Source organism: Streptomyces sp. GESEQ-4 (assembly GCF_017948455.1).
GTDB lineage: Bacteria > Actinomycetota > Actinomycetes > Streptomycetales > Streptomycetaceae > Streptomyces.
The window spans coordinates 204,375-226,615 of the sequence record NZ_JAFFSU010000001.1 but is presented as its reverse complement, the minus strand read 5'-3'; the positions used below and the strand labels follow the sequence as shown (position 1 = coordinate 226,615).

15 protein-coding genes and 2 pseudogenes are annotated in these 22,241 nt (G+C 69.7%); 12 read left to right on the top strand and 5 right to left on the bottom strand.

Annotation, left to right across the window (positions count from 1 at the left end):
- Positions 1 to 93 precede the first annotated feature (93 nt).
- The 5 genes and pseudogenes from KCH48_RS00985 to KCH48_RS00965 form a co-directional block, all read left to right on the top strand.
- Positions 94 to 581: pseudogene (locus tag KCH48_RS00985) on the top strand (electron transfer flavoprotein subunit beta); the annotation flags it as partial.
- A 384-nt stretch (positions 582 to 965) separates the two neighbouring features.
- Positions 966 to 1,871, top strand: a pseudogene (locus KCH48_RS00980) (electron transfer flavoprotein subunit alpha/FixB family protein); the annotation flags it as partial.
- A gap of 90 nt (positions 1,872 to 1,961) precedes the next feature.
- The gene (locus KCH48_RS00975) at positions 1,962 to 4,388 is read left to right on the top strand and encodes a GNAT family N-acetyltransferase (RefSeq protein ID WP_210569373.1); all 2,427 of its coding nucleotides are present in this window, start codon (positions 1,962 to 1,964) and stop codon (positions 4,386 to 4,388) included.
- Complete coding sequence (locus tag KCH48_RS00970) at positions 4,385 to 5,359, top strand: LLM class flavin-dependent oxidoreductase (protein WP_210569371.1); 975 nt, start codon at positions 4,385 to 4,387, stop codon at positions 5,357 to 5,359. Before KCH48_RS00975 ends, KCH48_RS00970 begins: the two co-directional genes overlap by 4 nt.
- Before the next feature lie 56 nt (positions 5,360 to 5,415).
- Complete coding sequence (locus KCH48_RS00965) at positions 5,416 to 5,937, top strand: PaaI family thioesterase (RefSeq protein ID WP_246884670.1); 522 nt, start codon at positions 5,416 to 5,418, stop codon at positions 5,935 to 5,937.
- 155 nt (positions 5,938 to 6,092) lie between these two features.
- On the opposite strand, the gene KCH48_RS00960 is transcribed toward KCH48_RS00965, so the two are convergent.
- Complete coding sequence (locus KCH48_RS00960) at positions 6,093 to 7,244, bottom strand: acyl-CoA dehydrogenase family protein (RefSeq protein ID WP_210569369.1); 1,152 nt, start codon at positions 7,242 to 7,244, stop codon at positions 6,093 to 6,095.
- A gap of 352 nt (positions 7,245 to 7,596) precedes the next feature.
- On the opposite strand from KCH48_RS00960, the gene KCH48_RS00955 reads away from it, so the two are divergent.
- The 3 genes from KCH48_RS00955 to KCH48_RS00945 are packed head-to-tail and all read left to right on the top strand — an operon-like array spanning position 7,597 to position 13,663.
- Positions 7,597 to 10,362, top strand: a complete 2,766-nt coding sequence (locus KCH48_RS00955) for a PQQ-dependent sugar dehydrogenase (protein ID WP_210570870.1) — start codon at positions 7,597 to 7,599, stop codon at positions 10,360 to 10,362.
- A 17-nt stretch (positions 10,363 to 10,379) separates the two neighbouring features.
- Entirely contained in the window at positions 10,380 to 12,137 is a 1,758-nt protein-coding gene (locus tag KCH48_RS00950) for a lectin (protein WP_210569367.1), read from the top strand.
- Positions 12,138 to 12,154: 17 nt separating this feature from the next.
- A complete protein-coding gene (locus KCH48_RS00945; RefSeq protein WP_210569365.1) occupies positions 12,155 to 13,663 on the top strand; it encodes a family 43 glycosylhydrolase in 1,509 nt (502 codons plus the stop codon).
- On the opposite strand, the gene KCH48_RS00940 is transcribed toward KCH48_RS00945, so the two are convergent.
- Genes KCH48_RS00940 through KCH48_RS00925 form a run of 4 tightly spaced genes read right to left on the bottom strand, consistent with a single transcriptional unit; the run spans position 13,650 to position 17,646 of the window.
- A complete protein-coding gene (locus KCH48_RS00940; RefSeq protein ID WP_210569362.1) occupies positions 13,650 to 13,970 on the bottom strand; it encodes a hypothetical protein in 321 nt (106 codons plus the stop codon). The genes KCH48_RS00945 and KCH48_RS00940 overlap by 14 nt on opposite strands.
- Positions 13,967 to 14,968, bottom strand: coding sequence for a LacI family DNA-binding transcriptional regulator (locus KCH48_RS00935; protein WP_210570866.1), 1,002 nt, complete (start codon positions 14,966 to 14,968; stop codon positions 13,967 to 13,969). Before KCH48_RS00935 ends, KCH48_RS00940 begins: the two co-directional genes overlap by 4 nt.
- A gap of 36 nt (positions 14,969 to 15,004) precedes the next feature.
- Complete coding sequence (locus KCH48_RS00930; protein WP_307840764.1) at positions 15,005 to 15,928, bottom strand: ROK family protein; 924 nt, start codon at positions 15,926 to 15,928, stop codon at positions 15,005 to 15,007.
- Positions 15,925 to 17,646 carry a class I mannose-6-phosphate isomerase gene (locus KCH48_RS00925; RefSeq protein WP_210569359.1) on the bottom strand — a complete coding sequence of 574 codons (1,722 nt, stop codon included), beginning with the start codon at positions 17,644 to 17,646 and terminating at the stop codon, positions 15,925 to 15,927. The genes KCH48_RS00930 and KCH48_RS00925 overlap by 4 nt, the downstream gene beginning before the upstream one ends.
- A gap of 306 nt (positions 17,647 to 17,952) precedes the next feature.
- Between KCH48_RS00925 and KCH48_RS00920 the strand changes: the two genes are divergently transcribed.
- The 4 genes from KCH48_RS00920 to KCH48_RS00905 are packed head-to-tail and all read left to right on the top strand — an operon-like array spanning position 17,953 to position 22,211.
- Complete coding sequence (locus KCH48_RS00920) at positions 17,953 to 19,200, top strand: ABC transporter substrate-binding protein (protein WP_246884669.1); 1,248 nt, start codon at positions 17,953 to 17,955, stop codon at positions 19,198 to 19,200.
- Positions 19,197 to 20,162 (top strand): carbohydrate ABC transporter permease, encoded by a 966-nt coding sequence (locus tag KCH48_RS00915; protein ID WP_210569356.1) that lies wholly within the window; start codon positions 19,197 to 19,199, stop codon positions 20,160 to 20,162. Before KCH48_RS00920 ends, KCH48_RS00915 begins: the two co-directional genes overlap by 4 nt.
- 3 nt (positions 20,163 to 20,165) lie before the next feature.
- Positions 20,166 to 20,981, top strand: a complete 816-nt coding sequence (locus KCH48_RS00910; protein ID WP_210569354.1) for a carbohydrate ABC transporter permease — start codon at positions 20,166 to 20,168, stop codon at positions 20,979 to 20,981.
- A 36-nt stretch (positions 20,982 to 21,017) separates the two neighbouring features.
- Entirely contained in the window at positions 21,018 to 22,211 is a 1,194-nt protein-coding gene (locus tag KCH48_RS00905) for a glycoside hydrolase family 76 protein (RefSeq protein WP_210569352.1), read from the top strand.
- The last annotated feature ends 30 nt before the right edge of the window (positions 22,212 to 22,241 follow it).

The window sequence follows — 22,241 nt, the reverse complement described above, 5'->3', positions numbered from 1 at the left end:
TCAACTAATTCGTCTAAATCACTTCCACCGAAGCCAACCCTCGGCTTATATAGTTAACTATTAGAACTTATTAAGCCACCCGGAGGTGCCGCTGTGAAGATCGTTGTCTGCGTGAAGCACGTGCCCGACGCGACGGCGGACCGGACCTTCACCGAGGACGGCACCACCGACCGCGACTCGGTCGACTCCCTGCTGTCCGAGCTCGACGAGTACGCGGTCGAACAGGCCCTGCGGGTCGGCGAGTCGGGCGAGGACGCCGAGATCACCTACCTCACGGTGGGCTCCGACGACGCCAAGGACGCGCTGCGCAAGGCACTCGCCATGGGCGGCGACTCCGCGCTGCACGTCAGCGACGAGGACATCCGGGGCAGCGACGCCTTCGGCACCTCGCTCGTCCTCGCCAAGGCGATCGAGCGGCACGGCTTCGACCTGGTCGTCTGCGGGATGGCCTCCACCGACGGCGGCATGGGGGTACTGCCCGCACTGCTGGCCGAGCGGCTGGGCGTCCCGGCCGCACCGACGTCGAGGAGTTGGCAGGCAAGGAAGAGGACTGCACGGTGACCGACCGCCGTAAGAGCGACCGGCACCGTACTGCCCGAGGCGCCCGTGAGGCCGGAATGTGCTCCGCTACGGCGACGCCCGCTACCGTTCCTGGGCGGTGAACGGAAGTAAGTCCGCTCACCGGCACGCCCCAAACGGTCTTGGGCGCACTGGTCGTCCGCTTTCGCCTCCGGGGGGCGACACGAATCCTGTCCGCGGTCCGAGCCCGGAAGGGCGGAGTCCCTCACGACCTGGCCATGTGAATCCGGCCAAAGGCGACGGGGAGGCCCTGGACCATCTCGCTGGTGGAGCAGGGGCCCCGCACGCTGACTCCGGCTTCGGCGTCCCAGATCGCACGGCGATGCTACTTCGGCTCCCCAAGGGCATCGCAATCCCCCAAGTCGACCATCACACGATCGAGTTAACCGACCCTCGAACTGCTCACCCTGGCACGCCGGTTGGGCGAGCCGTCGGCCGTCTTCCTCGGAACGGGCGCGGACGCCGCCACCGAGACGCTCGGCCGGTACGGCGCACAGAAGGTCTACGTCGTGGACGCGCCGCCGGTCGACGAGTACCTCGTCACCCCGGCCGTCGACGCCCTCACCCAGATCGCGGCGAGCGCCGAACCGGCCGCGATCCTGGTGCCGTCCACCCTGGACGGCAAGGAGACCGCCGCCCGCGTCGCGCTCCGGCTCGGGTCGGGGCTGATCACCGACGCCGTGGATGTCACCGCGGGCGAGGACGGACCGGTCACCGAGCAGTCCGTGTTCGCGGCGACGTACCAGGTCACCGCCCATGTCACCCAGGGCGTCCCGGTCATCACGGTCAAGCCGAACGCCACCGCCCCCGAGCCCGCTCCTGGCACGCCGACCGTGGAGAAGGTGGACGTCGCCTTCGGTCCGGCCTCCGCCGCCGCGCAGGTGGTGGAGCGCACGCCGCGTACCCGCAGCGACCGGCCCGAGCTGACCGAGGCCGACATCGTGGTCTCCGGCGGGCGGGGCGTGAACGGCGACTTCTCGGTGGTCGAGCGGGTCGCCGACGCCCTCGGCGCGGCCGTCGGCGCCTCCCGGGCCGCGGTGGACGCCGGCTGGTACCCGCACAGCCACCAGGTCGGCCAGACCGGCACGCAGGTCTCCCCGCAGCTCTATCTCGCCGCCGGTATCTCCGGCGCGATCCAGCACCGGGCCGGCATGCAGACGTCCAAGACGATCGTCGCCGTGAACAAGGACGAGGACGCGCCGATCTTCGAGCTGGCCGACTACGGCGTGGTGGGCGATCTCTTCCAGGTGCTGCCGCAGCTGGTGGAGGAGATCGACAACCGCGGGGCCTGAGGCTTCCGTACCGCGGGCTGATACATCTAATGTAGCTAACTGATTCAGTCCATTGACCCGAAGGAGAGCCATGCCGGGGATGCGGCGCCCATGACCACTCCCCCGTACGACTCGTACGCCTCGTATCCGTCGTATCCGGAGGACCTGGAGCGGCCCGGGCTGGTGCGGACCGGGCGGTCGACCTTCGTCCGGCCCATCCGGCCGGAGGACGCCGACCGCCTGGTCGCCTTCGTGGGCGGTCTGTCGCGGGCGACGCTGGCCTACCGCTCCCTCGGCCCGGTGGTGCGGATGCGCGACGACGTCATCCGGCGCGGCGCACACGTCGACTACCTCAACGAGCTGGCGCTGGTCGCGCTGGCCGGGGACGAGATCGCGGGTCTCGTCCGCTACGTCCGCGGTCCCGAGGAACCCGACCACGCCGAGGTCACGTTCACCATCCGGGACGACCACCAGAGCGAGGGGTTCGGCAGGCTGCTCCTTGAACACATCGCTGCCGCCGCCTGGGCCCGCGGCATCCGGGTGCTGGAGGCCGACGTCCTCGCGGACAACACCCGCATGATCAATGTGTTCCTCGGCTCCGGTTACCGGGTCGAGGCCGGGCCGCCCGGCCAGATCCTCCACTTCGACATCGCCATCGACCCCCAGGCGCATGCCGTGGCCCGGGCCGAGCGCCGCGAACACACGGCCGTACGACGCTCCCTGCGGCCCCTGCTGGAACCCCGGTCGGTCGCGGTGATCGGCGCGAACCGCAGCCCGCTGACCATCGGTCACGAGATCGTGGCCAACCTGCTGCGCGGCGGCTTCGAGGGCGGCGTATTCCCGGTGAATCCGCACGCCGGACAGGTCGCGGGGGTGCGGGCGTATCCGCGCGTGCTCGATCTGCCCGAGGTGCCGGATCTGGCGCTCGTCGCCGTGCGGGCGGAGGCGGTGCCCGAGGTCGTACGGGAGTGCGCGGACGCCGGGGTGAAAGCGGTGGTCGTCGTGTCCACGGGCTTCGGGGAGACCGGGGCGGCCGGGCGGGCGACCGAGCTGGAGCTGGCCCGGTTCGCGCGGGCCTCCGGTATGCGGTTGGTCGGCCCGAACTGCATGGGCGTGGTCAACACGACGTCCGCGGCCCGGCTCGCGGCCACCTTCTCGCCCGCGCTGCCCGCTCCCGGCCGGGTCGCGATGTCCAGCCAGTCCGGTCCGCTGGGCCTGGCCGTGCTCGACCTCGCGCGGCGGCTGCGCCTCGGCTTCTCCGGTTTCGTGTCGGTCGGTCACGCGGTGGACGTGTCGACCAACGACCTGCTCCAGTGGTGGGACGAGGACCCCGAGACCTCGGTGATCCTGCTGCACGTCGAGCACTTCGGCAATCCGCGCCGGTTCGCCCGGATCGCCCGCCGGGTCGCGCCGCGCAAGCCGATCGTCGCCGTCCATCCCGGTCACGAGGACGCGGCGGTGAGCTCCCTGTTCGCCCAGTCCGGCGTGATCCGCACGCACAGCCTCCAGGAGCTGTTCGACGTGGCGTTGCTGCTCGCCCACCAGCCTCCGCCGCCCGGCAACCGCGTCGCCGTCATCACAAACGCCGGCGGACCCGCCGCGCTGACGGTCGGAGCGTGCGCGGCGAGCGGACTGCGGGTGCCCGCGCTCGGCGAGCCCACCCGGGAGGCGCTCCGCTCGGCCCTGCCGTCCCGCGCCGACGTCGGCAACCCGATCGACCTCACCCCGATGGCCACCGCCGACCACTACCGGCAGGCGCTGGCCGCCGTACTCGCCGACGACGAAGTCGACGCCGCCGTCGTGCTGTTCATGCCCCCGCTCGCCGACAAGGCCGACGAGGTGGCCTCGGCGATCCTCGACGCGGCCTCCGCCGTCCCGGACAAGCCGGTCGTGACCAGCTTCCTCGGTGACGGGGGCGTCGCCGATCTGCTGCGCCGGGGCGAACTCGTCGTACCGACCTACACGTTCCCGGAATCGGCGGCGGCGTCCCTCGGGCACGCGGCGGCGTATCAGGCGTGGCGCAGTACGCCCGCCGGTGTCGTACCGGACCTGACCGGAGTCGACCCGGACCGGGCCAGGTCGCTGGCCGGCGGGTGTGCCCCCGGTTCCGTACCCGCGGAGGTCGCGGTCGAGCTGCTGGACTCGTACGGCATCACGGTGGCGGACGCCGAGAGCCGGGGCCCCGACGCGTTCCTGTCCGTCAGCGCCGATCCGGTCTTCGGGCCGGTGGTCTCCTTCGGCCTGACCGGTGACTACGCCGACCTCATGGCGGACGTGGCGTACCGCATCACTCCGCTCAGCGACCGGGACGCCCGCGAGATGGTCCGGTCGCTGCGCGCGGCCCCGCTGCTGGCGGGTGTGGATCTGGCGGCGCTGGAGGAGACCGTCCTGCGGATCTCGGCGATGGTCGAGGACCTGCCGGAGATCGAGGCCCTGGAACTGCGTCCGGTGCGGCTGCTGCCGCCCGGGGACGGAGTCGCCGTCGCGCACGTGACGATCAGGCTGACCGACAACTCACCGGGAGGGAGCCCGTCATGAAGGTGGGCATCTATTTCGACCTGCGCAATCCGCCGCCGTGGCGGCAGAGTTGGTCGCGGGTGTACGGCTTCGCGCTGGAGATGTGCGAGGAGGCGGACCGGCTGGGCCTCGACTCGGTCTGGTTCTCCGAGCACCACGGCTTCGAGGACGGGTACCTTCCGCAGCCGCTCACCATGGCCGCCGCGGTAGCCGCCCGCACCCGCCGCATTCGGCTGGGTACGGCCGTCATCCCGGCGCCGCTGCACGCGGCACCGGAGATCGCCGAACAGGCCGCCCTCGTCGACATCCTGAGCGACGGACGGCTCGACCTGGGGCTCGGCACCGGCTACCGCGTACCCGAGTACCGGCTCTACGGCGGCGACCTCGGCAAGCGCTACTCCACCACCGATCAGCGGGTCCGCGACATCCGCGGCCTGTGGGCCGAGTCCCTGGTCACCCCGGGTCCGGTCCAGGATCCGCTGCCGATCTGGCTCGGCTACCAGGGCCCGCAGGGCGCCCGCCGAGCCGGCCGGCTCGGCACGGGACTGCTGTCGCTCAACCCGGCCCTGCTGTCCCCCTACCGCGAGGGGCTCGCCGAGAGCGGGTACGACGTCTCGACGGCCCGGATGCAGGGCTCGTTCACGACGTTCGTCACCGAGGATCCCGACGCCGACTGGCCGGTGGTCCGCAAGCATCTGTCGTACCAGTGGGACAGCTATCGCCGGTACATGGTCGAGGGCACCGACCAGCCCGTCCCCCGCCCCATCGACCCGGAGAAGTGGCGGGAGCGGGGGCTGAGTTCGACCGGTTTCGGCCAGTTTCTCTACGGCACACCGGAGGACACCGCGGCGGCCATCCGGGAGTACGTGACCGGGCTGCCCGTCGAGGGGGTGTTCCTGTGGGCGTCTCTCGCCGGGATGCCGGAAGAGATGGTGGCCCGGCAGGTCCAGCTCATCGCGGGGAAGCTGCGTCCGCTGCTCGCCGACGTCTGATCACTGCATGTCCGACACGATCTGATCCCCGCATGTCCGACACGAGGAGTCACGCCATGTCTGCCACGCCGTCGACCGGGCCCTGGGCGGGGGCCGACTTCCAGGAGCCGCCGCGTACACCGGGCGGTGTGGCGCTGTGCGGGGCGTGCCGGGCCGCCGGTTCCTGCCGGCTGGGCGTGGAGCACGAGCGGCTCGACGAGGACGGGGCGGCGCTGTTCGAGCTGCACTGCCCGCGCGATCAGGAGGGCGGGCCCGATGTCGCGCACGGCGGCTGGACCGCGGCCGTCCTGGACGACTGCCTCGGCCATCTCCCCTTGCTGCACCGCGTGTTGAGCGTGACGGCGGAGCTCAGCGTCAGCTTCGTGAAGCCGGTGCCGGTGGAGCGGCCGCTGGAGGTGCGGGCCTGGGTGGACAAGCGCGAGGGCAGGCGCTGGTACATCCAGGGCGAGATGGTGCTGCTGCCGACCCGCGCCGTCCTGGCCCGCGCGTCCGGGATCTGGGTGACACGGGACCAGGGGCACTTCGCGCGGCACAAGGAGTGGCTGGCGGGGCAGGACGCGGACGCCCAAGGGGAGTAGCGACGCTGGGGGGTCAGGGCGACGCGGGGACTCAGCGCCACGCGAGGGCTCAGCCACGCGGGGGATTCAGAGCCGCCCGGGGACTCAAAGCCACGCTGGGACTCAGAGCCACGCGAGGGCCCAGAGCGACGCGGGACTCAGGGCCACCCGGGGGCTCAGTAGGACCGCAGCCCCATGCTCCGCGCGATCCCGTTCCGCTGGATCTGGCTCGTCCCCCCGGAGATCGTCGCCACGATCGACTCCCGGTAGCGGAAGCTCATCACGCTCTCCGTGGAGAAGCCGTGCCCCGCGCAGACCTGCATCCCGAGCCGGGCGGCCGCCACATATGTCTCCGAGCCCTTCAGCTTGGCCATCGAACCCTCCCGTGTACACGGCTTGCCCTGCGCGAGCAGCCACGCGGCGCGGTAGGCGAGCAGCCGGGCGGAGTCGATCTCGGTCTGGAGGTCGGCCATGGCGTGGGCGAGTGCCTGGAAGTTGCCGATCGGGCGTCCGAAGGCGTGCCGGGTGCGGGAGTACTCCAGCATCTCGTCGAGGGTGGCCTGGGCGGCGCCCAGATAGCCGCCGGTGATGATCACCTTCTCGAGTTCGATGTTGGAGAGCATGACCTTCCAGCCCTCGTCGCGGGGGCCGACGAGGTTCTCCCTGGGCACCAGGGCGTCGTTGAAGAAGACCTCGTTGGTGCCGAGGATGTGCCGGGCCAGCGTCGGTGTCCGGCGGACCTCGACGCCGTCCGTGGTGGGGTCCACCAGCAGCAGGCTGATGCCGCCGTGCTTGGGCTCGCGGGGGCCGGTACGGACGTACGTCGCGATGGTGGTGTCGGGCAGTCCGCCGCCGGTGCACCAGGCCTTCTGGCCGCGCACGAGGAAGTGGTCGCCGTGGTCGTCGGCGGTGGTGCGCAGGGCGGCGGCGTCGGAGCCGCTGTCCGGCTCGCTCAGGCCCACGGCGAGCCGGTGGCGCCCCGTCATGACCTGCTCACGGATGAAGGCGCGCTGGGCCTCACTGCCCCAGCGGAACACCGTGATCCCGGGAATGAGCACACCGATATAACACATGGCGACATCGAAGCTGGCCCGCCCGAGCTCCTCGGCGATCAGGATCAGCTCCAGCGGCCCCCCACCGTCGCCGCCCTCCTCCTCCGTGAACGGCAACGAGAACCAGCCGAGTTCCGCCATACCCCGGAACAGCTCCGGCGGTACGACACCCTGCTCGTCCCAGCCCTTGGCCTTCTCGGCCGGGCACACATCGGCGACGAACTGCCGTGCCGTCGCGCGCAACAGATCCTGCTCGTCGGTCAGCCCGAAGTCCACGGCCACTCCCTCGCGTGCGCTGGCGGCGCATTCATCTAACTCTTTGTTCTATGTTAGCTGATACGGGCGCACGCCGGGCAGCTCACGCACTTTGTCTCTCGCGGGGAAAAAGTTCCGAGATCTTGCGTCAAAGGGGTTACGGGTACGGACCAATCCCGCTAACTTCCCGGAACTGAAGCAGTCAGAGCTCCAACAGGGCCTACTGGCCTCTGTGTTGACGGCGCGACGGCGCGCGCCGTCACTCCCCCATGGCAGGCCCTCCGCGGCCTGCCACCACCCCCCACTCCCCCGGGAGAACTCTGTGCGCACGAGACTGCTCGGACACAGACGTGTCAGTACGCTGCTCACGGCCATGGTGTGTGCCATGGGCCTGGCGCTCCCACTGAGCCCCGCCGCCGCGGCGGCCGAGGACTTCCAGCAGGTCACCCTCGCCAAGGGCGTGGCCGAGACGGGTGAGCCCATGACCATGGCGGTCCTCCCGGACCGCTCGGTGCTGCACACGTCGCGGGACGGCACGGTGCGCCGCACCGACGCGGCCGGCAACACCGCCGTGGCGGGCACGCTCGACGTCTACAGCCACGACGAGGAGGGCCTCCAGGGCATCGCGGCCGACCCCGGCTTCTCCTCCAACCGGTTCGTCTACCTGTACTACGCGCCCGCGCTGACCACGCCGGGCGGCGACGCCCCGTCCGACGGTGCGGCCTCCGACTTCACCCCGTTCGACGGGGTCAATCGGCTGTCCCGGTTCGTCCTGAAGACCGACAACACCCTGGACCTCGCCAGCGAGAAGAAGATCCTCGACGTGCCCGCCTCCCGCGGCCTGTGCTGCCACGTCGGCGGAGACATCGACTTCGACGCCGCGGGCAATCTGTATCTGTCGACCGGCGACGACACCAACCCCTTCGCCTCCGACGGCTACACGCCGATCGACGAACGCGCCTCGCGCAACCCCGCGTACGACGCCCAGCGTTCCTCCGGCAACACCAACGACCTGCGCGGCAAGATCCTGCGCATCAAGGTCGGCGCCGACGGCTCGTACACGATCCCGTCCGGGAACCTCTTCCCGTCCGGCACCGCGAAGACCCGGCCCGAGATCTACGCGATGGGCTTCCGCAACCCGTTCCGGATGAGCGTCGACAAGGCCACGGGCATCGTCTACGTGGGTGACTATGGCCCCGACGCGGGTACCGCCAGCGCGTCGCGCGGCCCCGGCGGGCAGGTCGAGTTCAACCGGATCACCAAGGCCGGCAACTTCGGCTGGCCGTACTGCACCGGCAAGAACGACGCCTACGTCGACTTCGACTTCGCGACCGGCGCCTCGGGCCCCGCCTTCAACTGCGCGGCACCGAGGAACACCTCGCCGCGCAACACCGGCCTCACCGACCTGCCGCCCGCCCAGCCCGCCTGGATCCCGTACGACGGCACCTCCGTACCGGAGTTCGGCGGCGGCTCCGAGTCCCCCATGGGCGGCCCCGTCTACCGCTACGACGCGGCGTCCACCTCGGACGTGAAGTTCCCGCAGGAGTACGACGGCGACTTCTTCGCCGGCGAGTTCGGCCGCCGCTGGATCAAGCGCATCGAGGCGAGCGGCGACGGCACCGTGCAGTCCATCAACGCCTTCCCCTGGAGCGGCACCCAGGTGATGGACATGGCCTTCGGCCCCGACGGCGCCCTCTACGTCCTCGACTACGGCACCGGCTACTTCGACGGCGACGAGAACTCCGCGCTGTACCGCATCGAGCACGTGACCGGCGGGCGTGCCCCGGTGGCGCAGGCCAAGGCGAACGTCACCTCCGGCAAGGCGCCCCTGGCCGTCGCCTTCTCCTCGGCAGGCAGCTCCGACCCCGAGGGCGGCACCCTCGCCCACGAGTGGACCTTCGGCGACGGCGCCACCTCCACCGCGGCCGACCCGTCCCACACCTACACGGCCAACGGCCAGTACACCGCCACGCTGAAGGTCACCGACCCCACCGGCAAGTCGGCCACCGCCTCCGTGCGGATCACCGTCGGCAACACCGCCCCGACGGTGCGGATCGACACGCCCGCCGACGGCCGGATCTACGACTTCGGCGCCGCCATCCCGTTCAAGGTGACGGTCACCGACCCGGAGGACGGCGCGATCGACTGCTCCAAGGTGAAGGTCAACTTCATCGTCGGCCACGACAGCCACGGGCACCCGCAGACCTCGGCCACCGGCTGCACCGGCACCCTGCAGACGCTGGCGGACGGCGAGCACGACCCCAACGCCAACATATTCGGCGTCCTAGACGCCGAGTACACCGACAAGGGCGCGAACGGCCAGCCCGCGCTCACCACGCACGACCAGCGGATCACCCAGCCCAGCCACCGGCAGGCCGAGCACTACGGCGACTCGTCCGGTGTGTCGGTCATCAGCCACGCCCCCGCGCACGGCGGCAAGACGGCCGGCGACATCCACAACGGCGACTGGATCTCCTTCAAGCCGTACAGCCTCGACAATGCCCGCACCTTCACCGCCCGCGTCTCCTCGGCGGGCGCCGGCGGCACCATCGAGGTACGCGCCGGCTCCCCGACCGGCACCCTGCTCGGCACGGCCACCGCGCCGGTCACCGGCGACTGGGAGACCTTCCAGGACGTCACGGCGTCGCTGGTCAACCAGCCGGCCGCCTCGACCACCCTCTACCTCGTCTTCAAGGGCGGCAGCGGCCCGCTGTTCGACGTGGACGACTTCTCCTTCACCACAGCCACCGGCGGCGACCGCACCGGCGAGGTGAAGGGCGTCAACGGCAAGTGCCTGGACGTCGACAACGCGGGCACCGCCGACGGCACCAAGATCCAGCTCTACACCTGCAACACCAGCGCCGCACAACGCTGGACCGTCGCCGCCGACGGCACCCTCAAAGCACTCGGCAAGTGCCTCGACATCGACAACGCAGGCACCACCGACGGCACCAAAATCCAGCTCTACACCTGCAACAACACCGGCGCCCAGAAGTGGGCGGCCCAACCCGACGGCACCGTCCGCAACCCCCAGTCCGGCAAATGCCTCGACGCCTCCGGCGACACCTGGAACGACGGAACCGCGGTCCATCTGTGGACCTGCCACACAGGACCCAACCAGAAATGGACCCTGCCGTGACAAGGAGGCGACGCACGATGCGAACCCCGCTCAAAGCACTCATCGCCCTGCTCGCCGGCGCCGCGCTCTGCCTGACTCCCCAGGTCGCGGCCCTCCCCGGCGCCACACCGGCCGCGCTCACCGCCCCGCGCGACGCCGCACCGGCGGCGGCCGACCCGGCGTACAGGATCCTCGTCTTCTCCCGGACGGTGGGCTTCCGCCACTCCTCGATCGACGAGGGCATCACGGCGCTGCGCGACCTCGGCGCGGCGAACAACTTCACCGTGGACGCGACCGAGGACCCGCAGGCCTTCACCACGGCCAACCTGGCCCAGTACCGGGCCGTCGTCTTCCTGTCGACCACGGGCGACGTACTCGGCAACGCCCAGCAGACGGCCTTCGAGCAGTACCTCGGCTCGGGCGGCGGGTACGTCGGCATCCACGCCGCCGCCGACACCGAGTACGACTGGCCCTTCTACGAGGGACTGGCCGGCGCCTACTTCCACTCCCACCCCGCCATCCAGCCCGCCACCGTCAAGGTCGAGGACCGGGCGCACGACGCCACCGCGCACCTGGGCCCCACCTGGCAGCGTACCGACGAGTGGTACAACTACCGCACCAACCCCCGCACCACCGCCCATGTGCTCGCCTCACTGGACGAGTCCAGCTACTCCGGCGGCACCATGTCCGGCGACCATCCGATCGCCTGGTGCAAGGACTACGCCGGTGGCCGGGCCTTCTACACCGGCGGCGGCCACACCGAGGAGTCCTACGCCGACCCGGCCTTCCGCCGGCACCTGCTCGGCGGCATCCGCTGGGCCGCCGGCACCACCCAGGCCGACTGCCGCCCGGAGACCGGCTACACGTCCCTGTTCGACGGCACCGGCACGACCGGCTGGAAGCAGGCGGGACCCGGCGGCTTCACCCTGGCCGACGGAACCCTCACCTCGCAGGGCGGCCTCGGCATGCTCTGGTACAACGCCCGGGAGTTCACCGGCGGCTACTCTCTCAAGCTGGACTGGAAGGCGAGCGGCGACGACAACTCCGGTGTCCTCGTGGGCTTTCCGGCCTCCGACGACCCGTGGTCGGCGGTGAACAACGGCTACGAGATCCAGATCGACGCCACCGACACCACGGACCGCACGACGGGAGCCGTGTACGGGTTCCAGTCCGCCGACATTCCCGCCCGGGACGCCGCGCTGAACCCACCCGGCGAGTGGAACACGTACGAGATCCGGGTCACCGGGGAGCGACTGGAGATCTTCCTGAACGGCCGGAAGATCAACGACTTCACCAACACCGACCCGGCGCGCAGTCTGAAGCAGGGCCACATCGGCCTCCAGAACCACGGCGACGGCGACGAGGTGGCCTTCCGCAACGTCAGGATCAAGCAGGCCGGGACCTCGCCCGGTCCGCGTTCCGGTGAGGTGCGGGGCGTCAACGGCAAGTGCCTGGACGTCGACAACGCGGGCACCGCCGACGGCACCAAGGTTCAGATCTACACCTGCAACACCTCCGCCGCACAACGCTGGACCGTCGGCGACGACGGCACCCTCAAAGCACTCGGCAAGTGCCTCGACATCGACAACGCAGGCACCACCGACGGCACCAAGATCCAGCTCTACACGTGCAACAACACCGGCGCCCAGAAGTGGGCGGCCCAACCCGACGGCACCGTCCGCAACCCCCAGTCCGGCAAATGCCTCGACGCCTCCGGCGGCACCTGGAACGACGGAACTCCGGTCCACCTGTGGACCTGCCACACAGGACCCAACCAGAAATGGACCCTGCCGTGACAAGGAGGCGACGCACGATGCGAACCCCGCTCAAAGCGCTCATCGCCCTGCTCGCCGGCGCCGCGCTCTGCCTGACTCCCCAGGTCGCGGCCCTGCCCGGCGCCGCAGCGGTGCCCGAGTACTCGACCGCCGAGGCCGGCAACCCCTTCGTCGACGGCTGGTACGCGGACCCCGACATCGAGATCTACGACGGCAAGTACTGGGTCTTTCCCACCGCCTCGAAGCCGTACGCCGAGCAGACCTACCTCGACGCGTTCTCCTCGACCGACCTGATCCACTGGACCAAGCACAGCAACGTCCTCACAACGGCGAACGTCTCCTGGGCCAAGTACGCGGTGTGGGCGCCGGCGCCGGTCCAGCGCGGCGGCAAGTACTACCTGTACTTCGCCGCGAACGACATCCAGAACAACTCCCAGCTCGGCGGCATCGGCGTGGCCGTCGCCGACCGCCCCGAAGGGCCCTACAAGGACGCCCTCGGCAAACCGCTGATCTCGCAGTTCCACAACGGGGCCCAGCCGATCGACCAGGACGTGTTCATCGACGACGACGGCCAGGCGTACATGTACTACGGAGGCTGGCGCCACGCCAACGTCGTCAAGCTCAACCCGGACATGACCAGCCTGGGCACCTTCGAGGACGGATCGACCTACAAGGAGATCACGCCGGACAACTACACCGAGGGCTCCTACATGTTCAAACGGAACGGCAAGTACTACCTGATGTGGTCGGAGGGCGGCTGGACCGGCCCCGACTACTCGGTGTCGTACGCCATGTCCGACTCGCCGACGGGCCCCTTCCGGAAGATCGACAAGGTACTCGCCCAGGATCCGGCGGTCGCCAAGGGCTCGGGCCACAACTCCGTCGTCAACGTGCCGGGCACCGACACCTGGTACATCGTCTACCACCGCCGTCCGCTCAGCGAGACGGACGGCAACCACCGTCAACTGGCCTACGACCGCATGTACTTCAACCCCGACGGCACGATCCGGCGCATCGCGATGCGGGTGAAGGACAACTTCGCCGACGGCAACGCGCTGGGCTGGAAGACGTACGGCGGGACCTGGTCGGCCGGCGACGGGCGGTACCGGGTGGGCCGCAGCCTGGGCGGCAAGTCCCTCCTCGACACCGATTTCGCGGACTTCACGTACGACGCCGACGTCACGGTGGCCTCAGGGCGAGGGGACGCCGGGCTGGTGTTCCGGACGACCAGGCCCTCGGTCGGCGTGGACAGCTACTCGGGGTATTACGCGGGCATCAGCCCGAGCGGCAAGGTGGTCCTGGGCCGGGCGAACGACTCCTGGACCGAACTGGGCACCGCCCTGACATCCGTCAAACCAGGCTCGACCCACCGGATCCGCGTCACCGCCGTCGGCCCGTCGATCAAGGTGTACGTCGACGACATGACGACCCCCAAGATCTCCGTCAGCGACGGCACCCACCTGAGCGGCGCGAACGGCGTCCGCGTCTTCGACTCCGCCGCCTCCTTCGACAACGTGTCCATCGGGCCATGCTCTACATGCCGCTGAGGGCAATCATCAGGGCACCGACGGACAGCAGCGTGCCGACGACATAACCTGCGCCACCGGCCACCATGGCCTGCTTACCCGTCAGCCGTCGGCGCGCCACGAGATAGACCACGAGCCCGGCCACGAAACCGAGCAACGCATGGAAAAGCGTCAACAGCCAGCCGACGCTCACGGCCACGGCAACGCAGGCGACGGCCAGCAGCGCTCCCGCCGAGCTGAGGTCACGCCGGACGAGAGGGTACGTCACAGCACCGGTGACTACTGCTATGACGGCGGTAAGGGCGGCAACAATGAAGAAAGCACTCATGTCAGACCTTCCGCGCAACGCTGGGTGTGCGGGCCGTGGCGAATGACGCGGGTCGGGACGGTGATGCGGCGGGAGGCGGGCGGTTCGCCGTCCCGGTGACTCAGGCGGTCGACCAGCAGGCGCGCGGCCTGCCGGCCGATCTCGTCGGCGTCGTACGAGACGAGTGTCAGGGGGAGGCCGAGGACGTCGGAGAGCTCGAAGTCGTCGAAGCCTGCCAGGGGAAGGGTGATCCCGGCTTTGTAGAGGGCGCGGATCGCACCTTGGCTGATGCGGTTGTTCGTGCAGAACAGCGCGGTAGGACCCTCGGGCCGGTCGAGCAGTTCGAGTGCCGCTCGCTCGGCCGTCGCGGCGTCGACGAGGCCTTGGCAGATGAGGGCGTTGTCGGGCTCGACGCCGGCCTCCTCGTGGGCTGCCCAGAACCCCCGCAGCCGTTCAGCCCCCGTATACAGGGCCGGCGGGTTGCCGAGGAAGGCGATGCGGGTGTGCCCTTCGGCGAGCAGGCACGCGGTGGCCTCGCGGGCGCCGTGAAAGTCCTCGACCAGCACGCAGTCGGTGTCGAGTCCGGCCGGCGGCCGTGCGGCGAGGACGACGGGGACATGGCGCATGGCGTCGGCCAAGTGCTGCTGCCGGCTTCCGGCGGGGACGACGATCAACCCTTCGACCTGGTGATCGATGAGGCCGTCGATCAGGCCGGGCTCCCGCTCCACTTGTTCGGCCGTGTTGCTGAGCATCATCCGCAAGCCGTGTTCGGTGGCGACTTCCTGGACTCCTAGCGCGAGACGCGAGTAGAACGGGTTGGCGAGGTTGGTGACGACCAGACCGATCATTCCGGTGCCGCCGAGCCGCAGGCTGCGCGCCGTCTCGTTGCGGCGGTAGCCGAGCCGGTCCACCGCGGCGAAGACGCGTTCGCGCGTGGCTTCGGACACGCCGGGATCGTTCTTGAGTACCCGTGAGACGGTCATGGCACTGACCTGCGCGAGTTTCCCGACGTCATGCATGGTCGGCCCGCCGCCTCGGCGACCAGTCACGCTCCTTCACCCTCCTCTGCCCTGTGCCCAGTGGGCAGCCCCGATCAGCGGCGCCTCCGCGGGCTGCCTGGCCGCCAGGACGCGCGGAGCGGGCTCGGCGGCCTGAGCCAGCCCTGTCGAGAGCGCAGGGTGAATCAGGTCCCACGACTGGGCCACGGACCCGCCGACGACCACCGCGGTGGCATGGAAACGGGCGATCCACGGGGCCAGGGCCTGACCCAGGGCGTCGAAAGCGTAGCGGAAAGCCTCCGAAGCCGCCGTACTGCCCTGCCTGGCCAGCGCGGCAATCTCATGGACATCCGGGAGGAGGCGATCGTCCGGAAGGGTCGCGAGGCGGGCGTAATGCGCGCGGATGGCACGGCGCGAGACCATTTCCTCCAGCGGGACGTGGCGCACGGTCAGGCGGTGCACATGTCCGCCGGGCGGCACCTGAGGGCCGTCGTGCACGGGCAGGCCCTTGCGCAGGAACGAGGAGCCCACGCCCGTGCCCAGCGTCAGGCACACCGCACGCTCGTGCCCGGCGGCAGCGCCGGCGCGGTATTCACCGAGGGCGAAGGCGTCGGCGTCGTTGAGGAAGCACAGTCGCTCGGCCCGGTGGCCCAGCCGCTGACGCAGACCGGCCCCGACATCGACACCGGACAGTGACTCGAACTTCCCGATACCCGTGAACCGGCCTATCCCGGTGTCGTAGTCGAAGGGGCCCGGCATGGCCACGCCCCAGCACAGCCGGTGCCCTGCGGGCAGTTCCACGGCGGCCAGGGCGAGGGCGTCGAGGATGCCGGCGGCCGGGGCGTGCGAGTCCAGGGGTCTGCGGATCACCGAGGAAGAGAGGGGGCGGTTGGCCGCGGGGTCGACGAGGGCGGCGGTGACGTGCGTTCCGCCGATGTCGAGAACGGGGATCGGCGCATGGGTCCGCTCGGCATCGGTCACGGCTGCACCACCAGAGCCTTCACGAGGTGCACCTCGTCGTCGCCCACAGCACGGACGCGGTAGGAGCCGACCGCGGCGGGCACGGTGATGGTCTCGGCGAAGGCCAGGAAGTGGGTGCGTCCGTCGCTGGTCTCGATGACGGCGCCCTGGCCCGAGGCGAGGTTGAGGATGTGGAAGCGGTCGGCTGTGTCGTCGACGACGCCGGCGGCCGGGGCTACGACCAAGCGGTGCACCGCGTAGAACATCTCCGGCAGGGCGCCGATGACTTCCTCCCGCCAGCCCTCGCCCGCGCGCAGCGTCCGAGGCCGCTGGATCAGGTCCTTCGTCACGTCCTCCCCTCGCCGGGCGGTGTCCAGATTGGCGAATCCGTGTTCGTAGGGCAAGGGCCGGGACGCACCGGTGGCGTCCTTGCGGAGCCAGTCGTAGAAGCGCAGGGAGTACAGATACGGCGTCGCACTCACCTCCAGCACCAGATTGCCCGCGCCGGAGGCGTGCGGGGTGCCGGCGGGGATCATGAACAGCTGGCCCACCGTGGCCGGATGGGTCTGGATGTGGTCGTCGACGGGCAGCGGGGTGCCGTCGGTGATGGCGTCCTCCACCTGGTGGCGCATGGCGTCGACGTCCGCGTGCTCGGTGAGGCCGAGCAGCACCTGGGCGCCTGCCTCGCTGTCCGTGACGTAGTAGGTCTCGTGCTGGGTGTACGGCCAGCCGAACACCTCCCGCATGTACTGCTCCTGCGGGTGGCAGTGCAGGGACAGGTTGCCGCCCCGCATCGTGTCGAGGTAGTCGAACCTGATCGGGAAGGACGTGCCGAACCGGCGGTGCACCTCTTGGCCGAGCATGTCCATCGGGTGCAGGACGCACAGGAGTTGGAAGGGGACCTCGACCTGCGCCCCGCCCTCTTCGCCGATGAGGACTCCCGCCTCGGGAGCGATCAGCTCGTAGCCGAGAGCGGTGTTGCCGGCCTGCGGGGTGAAGCCCAGTTCGCTTGCCGCCCACTGGCCGCCCCACGGGGTGGAGTTGAAGTACGGGCGGGTGCGCACGGGTCCGCCGGCCAGGTGGGCCAGGGTGCCGCGCAGCGCGGTGCCGTCCAGCGAGGTGGGCGATGCCGTGTCCTGCATGTCGATCCACCGGTCGATCCGGCCCGCATACGCGTCGCGGTGCCGGTCCAGGACGGGCCAGTCGGTGTAGAACAGCCGCACCAGATCACCGGGCTCGCCGGCGCGGCCCAGATTGACGCCCACCGGCAGCTGCCCGTGGGCCACGGCAGCCTCGGCGTACCGTTTCGGCAGGTCCGCGTACCACAGCACGTCCGTCCCGAACAGCGCCGCGCCCGGCCCGAACACCACCAGCACGCCGTCGTTCAGGGACCTTTCGGCCTGCTGAACGGAGTCGAACAGGTCGGCGACCTGCGCCTGGGACAGCGGGGTGAAGAACGGGTCGTCGGCAGGGACGGGCCGAGCGGTGATCCGCTCGGTGGCCGACGGCGCATAGTGGCCGCGCACATCCAGCAACTCCACCTCACGCCCCGCGGAGCGCAGGGCCGTCGCCAGACCGTCGGCCAGCGCACCCCAGTCCAGCGCGGCAGGACCGTCCACCGCCAGAGCGAGCGGGCCGGACGGCAGCGTGGCGACGGCGGCCGGCCAGCCTGCGATCACCTGCCCGTCGACAGCGTCGTAGCTGGGGTGGGGGTCGTACGCACGAGAGGCGGAATGCACTTCATCTCCTCGCTGGGCTCCGTCATCTCAGTTAACGATAACAGTCCATGACTGGAGCGACCCACCCCTTCCAACGAACCGCTTCTTCGTCCACATCACGCGCTCACCTGCTGTTCTTCCCGGAGGGTGCTACGGAAGTGACATCACATGGCACCGAACCCTTGCCCCCACTGGAATGTTGTCGTTAACTTCCAGGGTCACATCCGGCCATCCCAGGTGGCCCGTTCGTGAAGGTGATCAATGACAGCATCGGGCACACCCCGCCGCGCAGCCGCGCCGCTTGCTCGGCGTCGCTTCCTCGCCGGGATGACCGCAGGCGGGGTCACTCTCGCCGTCGCGGGCTGCGCTCGCGGGGCGAGCACTTCCCCGCAGCCGGGGACGACGAGCATCGCCAACGACAACGCCACGTGGGACGAGGGGTATCGCTCGGCCGGGCACGAACTGAAGAAGATCACCGGGTATGCGCTGCGGCCGCTGTCGAACCCCTCGGTGACCTCGTATCAGCAGGTCGTGCAGATGACCCTGCAGACCTCGAAGGCCTCCGACATGGTCAAGTGGGCCTCGGGCTATCAGCTCAAGCGTCTGGCCCGCGCAGGCGGACTCACCGACCTGTCGAGCGTCTGGGCGCAGTACGCGGCCAAGGGGTGGGTGCGCGACGCGACCCGGGAGACGATGTCGTACGACGGGAAGGTCTACGGCGTCCCGCTGTACGAGTCGTACTACGTGCTGTTCTACAGCAAGCCCGTGTTCCGGAAGCTGGGACTGTCCGCCCCGTCCAGCTGGGCTGAGCTGCTGCGCTGTGCGGAGGTTCTCAAGCGGAACAAGATCACGCCGTTCTTGGCCAGCCAGGTCGGGGGCTGGCCCGCGATCGAGTGGTTCCAGGAGCTGGTCACCAAGGTCGACCCGCGTTTCTATCAGAAGCTGGTGGCAGGCGAGGCCTCCTATCTCGACGACGCGGCCCGCCAGGCGATGGACATCTGGCACGACTTCATGCGCAAGGGCTGGATGACATCGCCCGACTTCGACCAGGCCCGCGGCCCCGGCGCGCTGAAGGCCGGCACGGTGGGCATGTTCCTGCACGGCACATGGCAGGCGCAGGGAATGAGCGCCGTCGGCATGAAACCGGGCGCCGACTACGGTGCCTTCATTCTGCCCACGGTGCGGCCCTCCGTCCCCAAGAGTGTGATCACCGAGTCGGGCGTCTTCGCGGTGCCCGCCCGCGCTTCGTCGCACGCCGCGGCCATGAGGAATGTCGGAGCCTGGCTCGACCCGTCGGTTCAGCGGGTGTGGAGCGACTTCCTGCAGGACAGCTCCGCCAATCCGACGGTGCGTTCGAGCAACCCGGTCGTGGCGGAGCTGCAGCGGGACATCGCCCGGGAGCGCCGGCTCCCACTGATCAGGTACTGGGAAGCCAGCCCCCCGAGCCTCATCCAGGGCAACAGCAACGACCTGGGCGGCTTCATGGCCGGGCAGACCTCCCCGGCCACCACGCTGCGCCGGATGCAGGAGCGTGCACAGGACGAATGGGCCGCCTGGAGGCGTGACGAAGCATGAGCACTTTCTCGACCGACCAGCGCACGTCCGCCACCGGCGGCGGCCTCCCCAGTGTGCCCTCACCCGGCAGTGCACCGCCTTCGCCCCCGACGCACACATGGCGCAAGAGGCGTGAGCGCCTGACGGCCGGGACGTTCATGGCTCCGGCCGTACTCCTGGTCACCGCCTTCCTGCTCGCCCCGTTCGTCTGGACCGTCTATCGGAGCTTCTTCAGCGACACCCGGACCTCGACCTTCAGCTGGTTCGACAACTACTCGCTGTTCGCCTCCGACCCGGCGTTGTCCCGCTCCATCCAGAACACGCTGATGTGGGTGGTGGGCACCGTCCTGCTCCCCTTCGTGCTCGGACTTGCCATCGCCGTCATGACCAACGCCACCCGCTGGTCGCGTCTGGCGCGGCTGTGCGTAGTGCTTCCCTACGCGCTGTCGGGTTCCGCGGTGGCGGTGGTCTGGAACTTCATGCTCACGACCGACGGTGCCGTCAACCAGGTCCTGACCACGCTGAATCTGGACTCACTCGCCCAGGGCTGGCTGCTGACCTGGCCGGGCAACACCGTCGTGATGATCCTCGCCAACGCCTGGCAGGCCGTCGGCGTGGCAGTCATCCTCTTTCTGGTCGGCCTGCAATCCATCCCGCCGGAGACCTTGGAGGCCGGCGCCCTGGACGGAGCGGGGAGCTGGCAGCAGTTCCGCCACATCGTGCTGCCTCAGCTCCGGCCTGTCTCGATCATCGTGATCGGTATGAGCCTCGTGAACGGCCTCAAGTCGTTCGACCTGATCTGGGTGCTCACCCAGGGCGGCCCCGGACGTGCCACGGAGACCCTTGCGGTGTCCATGTACAACGAGACCTTCCTGGAACTGCGGCCTGGTGCGGGAGCGGCCATCGCCGTCGTTCTCACCGTGATCGTGCTGGCGGCTTCCTGGCTCTATCTGCGCCGTCAGCTCGACGTGAAAGGCGAATAACCAATGTCTCTGGGCCGAGTTCTGCGCAATGGCACCGTCGTGGTGCTCGCCGTGCTGTGGCTGGTTCCGACCTGGCTCCTGGTAGTCAACGCGCTGGTGCCGGCCGAGAGTTACTCGGGCAGTCCGCACTGGCTGCCGGAGAGTTTCGGACTGTTCGACAACATGTCCCAGGCCTGGGACAAGGCCCAACTCGGCCCGGCGCTCGGCAACAGTCTGCTGTACGCCGTTGTCAGCGCGCTGGCCGCTGTCGCGGTGGCCACGTGCGCCGCCTTCGCCACCATCATCATGCCCGTGAAGCGGCAGGTGCTGTGGTTCTGGGTGATCTACTCAGGCACGCTCCTGCCTCTGCAGGTCTTCATCCGGCCGCTGTTCCTCTCCTACGCGGAGACGTCCCTCTACGACACCCAGATCGGGCTCGTCCTGATCTACACGGCCATCGCGATTCCCTTTGCCTTCTTCGTCATGCGCAACTACGCCCTCACACTGCCGCGGGAAGTCGTGGAAGCGGCGCGCGTGGACGGTGCTTCCTGGTGGCGGCTGTTCTGGCAGATCCATGTCCCGCTGAGCAGATCCGCCATGATCGCCGTGTTCGTGTTCCAGTTCGTGGCCGTGTGGAACGACCTGATGTTCGGCATCACACTCACCACGAGCCGCAACATCCGGCCCATCATGGCCGCGCTCGCCGATCTGCAGGGCAACTACTCCAACGTCGGGCCCCCGGTAGTGCTGGCCGGCGCCCTCCTCGTCTCCCTGCCGACCCTGGTGCTGTTCTTCTCCGCCCAGCGCTTCTTCATCAGCAGCCTCAAGATCCACCGCTGACCCCCGCACGCTTCCTTCCAGCCACGAAGGGCAATCATGCTGAGATCGCTGCTCCGCCGTGCCACCGTGACCGCCGCCTGCGCAGCCCTGCTGTGGAGTGCCGTCCCCGCGCACGCCCAGCCCACTCCTCCCGCACGCCCTCACCCCGTGTCCTCCGCCGTGTGGGCCGACCGTGCCACCAGCGCCTACGACGCCCTGCAGACCCACCTGTACGAGGGCGCCGACCACCACGGCCTGTACCTGGAGCGCACGCCCCGGCAGCCTACGGACCGGGAGCACTCCTACCTGTGGCCGCTGCGCGAGGCCGCCGCGGCCACCGTGGACATGCAGCGACTCCCGGGCACCGGCCCGGCCTACCGCCCGGACGCGGCCGAGCGCTTCGACACCGTCGAGCTGTACTTCGCACCCGGCGCCCGGCCGGGCTACCAGTCCTACCTGCCGGCCCCGCTGGGAACGGGCGGTGACGTGTACTACGACGACAACGCCGTGGTCGCGCTGAGCCAACTCGACCAGTACGAGAGCACCGGCGACACCAAGTTCCTGAACCGGGCCGAGCAGGTCGTGCCGATCGTCACACGCGCCTGGGACGCCGACCCCGCCAAGCCCTGCCCCGGCGGCATGGACTGGTTCGACTCCCCCAACAACAACGTCCGCGCCACCAATGTCACGGCCCTGTCCGCCCAGCTCGCCGCCAGGCTCTACGAGCACACCCGCAAGCGCGCCTACCTGGACAAGGCCGAGCAGTGGTACGGCTGGGTGTACTCGTGCATGCGGAAGGAACCGGGCCTCTACGCCAACGACTGCGGCGACGACGGCAGCACGAACCCGACCCTGTGGACCTACAACTCAGGCTCCATGATCGGCACAGCAACCGCCCTCTACCGCGGCACCGGCAACGCCGGCTACCTCAACAAGGCCGTCGAGGACGCCCGCGGCTCCCTGGCGTACTGGACCCAGGGCACCCGCCTGCACGATCAGCCGGCCATCTTCAACGCCTTCTACTTCAAGGACCTGCTCGCGCTGGACGCCGTACGCCGCAACCCCGCCTACCGGCAGGCCATGAGCACCTACGCGGACAGCACGTACGCCACCAACCGAAACGCCGCGACCGGGCTGTTCCACTTCCAGCCGTCGGGCGGCGGCGACTACGACCCCAATATTCCGGCCGAAACCCTCGAACAGTCCGCCATGATCCAGATCTTCGCCACTCTGGCCCGTACCAGACGCTGAGACCACCACCCGCAGTCGGCTGACCGCCCG